General features: G+C 74.8%; 7 protein-coding genes. 6 read left to right on the top strand and 1 reads right to left on the bottom strand.

Going from position 1 to position 6,915, the window contains the following annotated elements; all coding sequences use genetic code 11:
• Nucleotides 1-12: 12 nt before the first annotated feature.
• The gene (locus GPJ59_RS31440; protein ID WP_219671321.1) at nucleotides 13-513 is read right to left on the bottom strand and encodes a hypothetical protein; all 501 of its coding nucleotides are present in this window, start codon (nucleotides 511-513) and stop codon (nucleotides 13-15) included.
• Nucleotides 514-742: 229 nt separating this feature from the next.
• Between GPJ59_RS31440 and fmt the strand changes: the two genes are divergently transcribed.
• From fmt to GPJ59_RS31470, 6 genes are all read left to right on the top strand, one after another.
• Entirely contained in the window at nucleotides 743-1,675 is a 933-nt protein-coding gene (gene fmt, locus GPJ59_RS31445) for a methionyl-tRNA formyltransferase (RefSeq protein WP_219671322.1), read from the top strand.
• 508 nt (nucleotides 1,676-2,183) lie between these two features.
• Nucleotides 2,184-3,635 (top strand): RsmB/NOP family class I SAM-dependent RNA methyltransferase, encoded by a 1,452-nt coding sequence (locus GPJ59_RS31450; RefSeq protein ID WP_219671323.1) that lies wholly within the window; start codon nucleotides 2,184-2,186, stop codon nucleotides 3,633-3,635.
• Between the two features lie 193 nt (nucleotides 3,636-3,828).
• Complete coding sequence (gene rpe / locus GPJ59_RS31455) at nucleotides 3,829-4,515, top strand: ribulose-phosphate 3-epimerase (protein ID WP_219671324.1); 687 nt, start codon at nucleotides 3,829-3,831, stop codon at nucleotides 4,513-4,515.
• A 156-nt stretch (nucleotides 4,516-4,671) separates the two neighbouring features.
• Nucleotides 4,672-5,685, top strand: coding sequence for a sugar-binding transcriptional regulator (locus GPJ59_RS31460; protein WP_219671327.1), 1,014 nt, complete (start codon nucleotides 4,672-4,674; stop codon nucleotides 5,683-5,685).
• A gap of 262 nt (nucleotides 5,686-5,947) precedes the next feature.
• A complete protein-coding gene (locus tag GPJ59_RS31465; protein ID WP_219671325.1) occupies nucleotides 5,948-6,379 on the top strand; it encodes a ribonuclease domain-containing protein in 432 nt (143 codons plus the stop codon).
• Nucleotides 6,376-6,756, top strand: a complete 381-nt coding sequence (locus GPJ59_RS31470) for a barstar family protein (protein ID WP_219671326.1) — start codon at nucleotides 6,376-6,378, stop codon at nucleotides 6,754-6,756. The genes GPJ59_RS31465 and GPJ59_RS31470 overlap by 4 nt, the downstream gene beginning before the upstream one ends.
• The last annotated feature ends 159 nt before the right edge of the window (nucleotides 6,757-6,915 follow it).

Raw genomic sequence — 6,915 nt, forward strand, 5'->3', positions numbered from 1 at the left:
GCCGTCGGCCGGTCAGCCGCCCCGCGGCCCCGGGAAGGCCGCCGGACGCGCGGACTCCTCGCGCAACGGCTGCGGCGGCACGGAACGAGCGGCGGGGACGGTGGGCACGCCCAGGGTCCGGGTGGCCGTCCCCTCGGCGAGCGGCTCCGCCGCCTCCGCGGCCTGGGCACGCCGCGCACCGTACCGCCGGTGCACGGCCTGCTTGGTGACACCGAGCGCGGAGCCGACCGCGTCCCACGAGAAGCCCAGCGAACGGTCGAAGTCCACCGCGGCGGTGACCAGCGTCTCGACGCTGTCCCGCAGCTCCTGGGCGAGGCGGACCGTGGGGGCGGGAGCTCGGCCGTAGACGACGAACCCTGTGGAGGGACCGGAGCGACGCGGGCGGTACACGTTGCCGAGCTGGGCGGTGAGCGTACGCAGAGCATCCACCTGTCGGCGGACCCGCTCGATGTCCCGCACCAGGAGGTGCAGGCTGGCACGCGCTTGGGCGTCGTGGGTGGCGTGGTCGGCCATGAAGAAGCCTCTCGAACCGGTTCTGGTGAGCGGATCGGGCCGCACACACCGATCAAACGCGGCCCGTTTCGGTCAATCTCTCTTGACCAACGCGCCATCTGGCGAGGAGTCACGCTCCCCCGGCGTGTCGGCATATGACGAGAGGCGCGTGGATATGCGTACGCCCCCCGCAGCCGCGGCTCGTAGACTGGTGCGCTGCTGACAGCCGAGATAGCGAGGTAGGACCGCAGTGAAGCTCGTCTTCGCAGGCACCCCCGAGGTCGCCGTGCCCGCCCTGGACGCCCTGATCGCCTCCGGGCGGCACGAGGTCGCCGCCGTCGTCACCCGGCCCGACGCCCCGGCCGGCCGCGGCCGGCGGCTGGTCGCCAGCCCGGTGGCCCAGCGCGCCGAGGAGGCCGGCATCGAGGTGCTCAAGCCGGCCCGGCCGCGCGACGAGGACTTCCAGGCCCGGCTGCGCGAGATCGCCCCGGACTGCTGCCCGGTCGTGGCCTACGGGGCCATCCTGCCCAAGAGCGCCCTCGACATCCCCCGCCACGGCTGGGTCAACCTGCACTTCTCGCTGCTGCCCGCCTGGCGCGGGGCCGCGCCCGTGCAGCACTCCCTGATGGCCGGCGACACCGTCACCGGGGCCTCGACCTTCCGGATCGAGGAGGGGCTCGACTCCGGTCCGGTCTTCGGCGTGCTGACCGAGGAGGTCCGCCCAACCGACACCAGCGGCGACCTGCTCACCCGGCTCGCCTTCGCGGGCGCCGGACTGCTGGCCGCCACCATGGACGGCATCGAGGACGGCACCCTGCGGGCCGTGCCGCAGCCGGCCGAGGGCGTCTCCCTCGCGCCGAAGATCACCGTCGAGGACGCCCGGGTGGACTGGACGGCTCCCGCGCTGCGCGCCGACCGCGTGGTGCGCGGCTGCCATCCGGCCCCGGGCGCCTGGACCGTCTTCCGCGGCGAGCGGCTCAAGCTGGTCTCCGTGGGCCTGGCGGGCGACCGTACCGACCTGGCGCCCGGCGAGCTGGCCGTCTCCAAGAACTCCGTCCACGTCGGCACCGGCTCGCACGCCGTGGAGCTGCTGTGGGTCCAGCCGCAGGGCAAGAAGCCGATGCGCGGGGCCGACTGGGCCCGCGGGGTGCGCATCGCTCCCGGTGAGCGGCTGGGGCCGTGACCGGAAAGGCTCACCGCCCCACGGCGCCCAGCACCGCACCTCGCTGCGTTGCCGGACGGCGCGAGTACGGGTGAGTACGAGCTGCGGCCCGCCGCCTTGCGAGGCGTCCCCTAGGGCCTGCCGTCAAATTCCCGTCGTCGCCCGAAGGGCGGCCCCGCGGCGTCTGGTGCGTGCTCTCGGCGTGCCGGGCGGAAGCCCTCGTACTGGACGTACTTGGGGTTTCGTCCGGTGCGGCGAGAGTGCGTGCCTGGGGGCACCTCCCAGCGGTAGCTGGGGGAGCGTCGCGGGGCAGACGGGAATTTGACGGCAGGCCCTAGGCCCTGCGGGCCTGGGGAGACCCCATGCACCGGACGCCGCGGACCGGCAAACCTCTCCGGCCACGGCACCAGCGGGAGCGACGTAGGCTGAGCAGGTGGCGTCCGTGCCACCGCGGGCCGCGCAGGCGCACCCGCCGCCGCGGTCCGCCGTCAGCCCCTGCTCGATCCGATACTCCCGGAGCACCTTCCACGTGAGCGAACAGCCCCGTCGTCGTCCCGCCAGCGGCGGCAAGCCCGCCAAGCCGTACCGCCGCCCGAAGAAGGACCCGGTCCGGATCCTCGCCTTCGAGGCGCTGCGGGCGGTGGACGAGCGCGACGCGTACGCCAACCTCGTCCTGCCCCCGCTGCTGCGCAAGGCCCGCCAGGACGAGAACTTCCAGGCGCGTGACGCGGCCCTCGCCACCGAGCTGGTCTACGGGACGCTGCGGCGCCAGGGGACGTACGACGCGATCATCTCCGCCTGTATCGACCGGCCGCTGCGCGAGGTCGACCCGCCGGTGCTCGACGTGCTGTCGCTCGGCGCCCACCAGCTGCTGGGCACCCGCATCCCGGCCCACGCGGCGGTGTCCGCGAGCGTGGAGCTGGCCCGGGTGGTGCTGGGCGACGGCCGTGCCAAGTTCGTGAACGCGGTGCTGCGCAAGATCGCCGCGCACGACCTGGACGGCTGGCTGGAGCTGGTGGCGCCGCCGTACGACAAGGACCCCGAGGACCACCTGGCCGTGGTCCACTCCCACCCGCGCTGGGTCGTCTCCGCCCTGTGGGACTCCCTGGGCGGCGGCCGGGCCGGCATCGAGGACCTGCTGGAGGCCGACAACGAGCGGCCCGAGGTGACGCTGGTCGCCCGGCCGGGCCGCGCCACCACGCAGGAGCTGGTCGACGCCGTCGGTGCGGACTCCGTCCTGCCGGGACGCTGGTCGCCGTACGCCGTCCGGCTCGCGGAGGGCGGCGAGCCCGGGGCGATCGAGGCCGTCCGGGAGGGCCGGGCGGGCGTCCAGGACGAGGGCAGCCAGCTGGTCGCGATGGCGCTGGCGGCCGCCCCCGTCGAGGGCCGGGACGAGCGCTGGCTGGACGGCTGCGCGGGCCCCGGCGGCAAGGCGGCGCTGCTCGGCGCGCTGGCCGCGCAGCGGGGCGCCTTCCTGCTGGCCTCCGAGAAGCAGCCGCACCGGGCCCGCCTGGTGGAGCGCGCGCTCACCGGCAACCCCAGCCCCTACCAGGTCATCGCCGCCGACGGGACCCGTCCGCCGTGGCGGCCGGGCTCCTTCGACCGGGTCCTGATGGACGTCCCCTGCACGGGGCTCGGCGCGCTGCGCCGCCGCCCGGAGGCGCGCTGGCGCCGCCGTCCCGAGGACCTGGACGGCTTCGCCCCGCTGCAGCGCGCGCTGCTGCGGGAGGCGCTGTCCGCGGTCCGGGTGGGCGGCGTCGTGGGCTATGCCACCTGCTCCCCGCACCTGGCCGAGACCCGGGTCGTCGTGGACGACGTGCTGCGCGGCCGGGGAGGCGCACCGGTCGAGGCCGAACTCGTCGACGCCCGCCCGTACCTGCCGGGCGTGCCCGCGCTCGGCGAGGGCCCCGACATCCAGCTGTGGCCGCACCTGCACGGCACGGACGCCATGTACCTGGCGCTGCTGCGCCGGACCGGCTGACGGGACGCGGGGCTCCGGCCCGAGGGGAGGGGGCAGCGGGCCGCCCCCTCCCTCTTCAGCGCAAGTGAAACGTTCTCCGTGATCCGTTCAGTGTTGCTACGGCGTCGCTCCGGAGGCGCCGACCCGCCGGACCCGGCTCGTCCAGTTCCGGGGTGGAGGCTGAAAGCAGCCGGAGGCATGGCAGGCTTGGGTCATGGCCGTTCAGATCAATCCCAGCATCCTGTCCGCGGACTTCGCCCGCCTCGCCGACGAGGCGAGGGCCGTCGAGGGCGCCGACTGGCTGCATGTCGACGTCATGGACAACCACTTCGTCCCGAACCTGACCCTGGGCGTCCCCGTCGTGGAGTCCCTCAGCCGGGCCACGGACATCCCGCTGGACCTGCATCTGATGATCCAGGACCCGGACCGCTGGGCCCCCCAGTACGTCGAGGCCGGCGCCGGGTCGGTCACCTTCCACGCCGAGGCCGCGGGCGCGCCCGTGCGGTTGGCCCGGGAGATCCGCGCGCTCGGGGCGCGGGCCGCCATGGCGCTCAAGCCGGCGACGCCGATCGAGCAGTTCGAGGACATCCTCCCCGAGCTGGACATGCTGCTGATCATGACGGTCGAGCCCGGCTTCGGCGGTCAGCAGTTCCTCGACGTGATGCTGCCCAAGATCCGCCGCACCCGCGAGCTGATCGCCAAGCACGGGCTGGAGCTGTGGCTCCAGGTGGACGGTGGGGTCTCGGCCTCCACCATCGAACGGTGTGCCGAGGCCGGTGCCGACGTGTTCGTCGCCGGAAGCGCCGTCTACGGGGCCGTGGACCCGGCCGCCGCGGTCCGCACACTGCGCGAACAGGCGGACGCGGCGATCTCCGTCGCGCCGTGGGCCTGCGACCACTGAGGCGCACGGGACGCGCAACGCGAAGCCTCGGTGAACAGCGAGGGGAGCGAAGCCGTCCAGGCTGATCAACGGCCGCCGGATCTGACAGGATGAACGGCGAGTCGAGAGTGTGAACACGAGAGTGTGAACAGCAGTGAGGAGAACGCGGTGTCGGCAATGTCGGCGGGACGGTCAGCCCTGCGGATGGGACCCGCGGAGCTGGTGCAGGCGGCGGCCATGGCCCGCCGCTTCTACCTCGAGGGCAAATCCAAGATCCAGATCGCCGAGGAGTTCGGCGTGAGCCGCTTCAAGGTGGCCCGGGTCCTGGAGACCGCCCTGGAGCGGGACCTCGTACGCATCGAGATCCGGGTGCCGGCCGAGCTGGACGCGGAGCGCTCCGACGCGCTGCGCGCCCGCTACGGCCTGCGGCACGCGGTGGTCGTGGAGTCCCCGGCCGATGCGGCCGAGGACGCCCCGGACCCGGAGAACCTCGGTGCGGTCGCGGCCGATCTGCTGGGCGAACTCGTCAACGAGGGCGATGTGCTGGGCCTGGCCTGGGGCCGGTCGACCATCCACATGGCGGCCGCGCTGCACCGCCTGCCGCAGTGCACGGTGGTCCAGCTGACCGGCGTGTACGACGCGGGGACCGCCGAGCGCGGGTCCGTCGAGGCCGTACGCCGGGCCGCCCAGGTCTCCGGCGGGGACGCGCACCCCATCTACGCGCCGATGCTGCTGCCCGATCCGGCGACGGCGGCGGCACTGCGCAGCCAGACGGGCATCGCACGGGCCTTCGAGTACTTCGACAAGGTCACGGTCGCGGCCGTGTCGATCGGCTCCTGGGAGCCGGGCATCTCGACCGTGCACGACATGCTGACCGACGAGGAGCGGGCGCACTACGCCTCGCTCGGCGTCGCGGCGGAGATGTCGGCGCACCTGTTCGACGCGGAGGGCCGGCGGGTCGGCCGGGACCTCGGCGAGCGCTGCATCACGGTCGAGGCCGACCGGCTGCGGCGGATCCCGGAGGTCGTGGCGATCGCGGGCGGACTGCGCAAGGCTTCGGCGATCGGCGCGGTGCTCCGCTCCGGCCTGGTGACCAGCCTGGTCACGGACACCGCGGCGGCGGAATACCTCCTGACCGAATCGGCCCCGCCGCTCCGCCCGGCGCTGGAGCGCGCCGACCCGGACGACTGAGGGGCCTGCCCGGGGGCGAGCATCGCCGATGCCCGGGCCGGCCCGCGGCCCGGGCCCGCCCGGCGGCGCGGGGGGCGCGTTGCTCCCACGCCGGCCGTGGGGCTGTCCCGGGAGGCAGAGGCCCCGGTCCCGCTCCGGTCCCGCTCCGGTCCTGTCCGCGTCCTGTCCGCTTCCTCTCCGCCCCCTCTCCGCCTCCCGTCCGGGTGTGCCGGCCGTGTGGTGGCGGTTCGCGGCGGAATGAGTTGTTTGGCACTATCGGCGCATGATCTTCCGGAGTGTGCCGCGCACGCTGCTGCGCGTGCTGGGGGCGGTGTTCCTGTGCGTCGCCCTGGTGGGTGCGGCCGGGTGCGGGGGCGGGCAGGGCGCCGCGTCGGCGCCCGGGGTCTCAGCCGTACGGACGCCCGACTGGGCCGAGGGGATGGCCACCGTCCGGGCGTCGGACCTGCCGCGCCAGGCCCGGGACACGCTCGCGCTCATCGACAAGGGCGGGCCCTACCCGTACCGGCAGGACGGCGCGGTCTTCGGGAACTTCGAGAAGCTGCTGCCCCGCCAGAAACGCGGCTACTACCACGAGTTCACGGTTCCCACCCCCGGCGAGCGGGACCGTGGGGCGCGCCGGATCGTGACGGGCGGGGGCGGGGAGTTCTACTACACGGACGACCACTACGACTCCTTCAAGGCGGTCCTCCGATGAGCCTCGACCCGCAGCCGCTCGCCCCGGCCCTGGCCGCCGCCGCCGAGGCGGGCTGGACGACCGTACGGCTCGACCTGGCCGGCGTACACAGCAAGGACGCTCTGCTGGACCGCTGCGCGGGCGCGCTCGGCCTGCCGCAGTGGTTCGGCCGGAACTGGGACGCGCTGGCGGACTGCCTGGTCGACCTGTCGTGGCTGGCGCCGGCCCCCGGGCGGCTGCTGGCGGTCACCTCGTGGCGGGCGTACGCGCGGGAGCGGCCGGTCGACTGGGAGACGTTCGAGGACATCCTGGGGGAGGCCGAGGAGTTCTGGCGGGAGTCGGGCGAGGGCCCGCTGGAGGTCCTGCTGGAGGACCGGCCGGCGGGCCGGGAGCCGTAGGGCCGGTCGTCACGTTCCCGTCCGCCCCCGTGGAGCCGGGCACGCCCGGTGCCGCCGTGCGGCCGCGGCGGGGGCCCCGGCCCCCCCGCGGGGGGGGGGGCGTCACGCCCGGGGGGTCCAGGCGGGGTGTGGGGCCCCGGGTCCATCGGGGGCCTGTGG

It is taken from the genome of Streptomyces bambusae, assembly GCF_019400985.1.
GTDB lineage: Bacteria > Actinomycetota > Actinomycetes > Streptomycetales > Streptomycetaceae > Streptomyces > Streptomyces bambusae_A.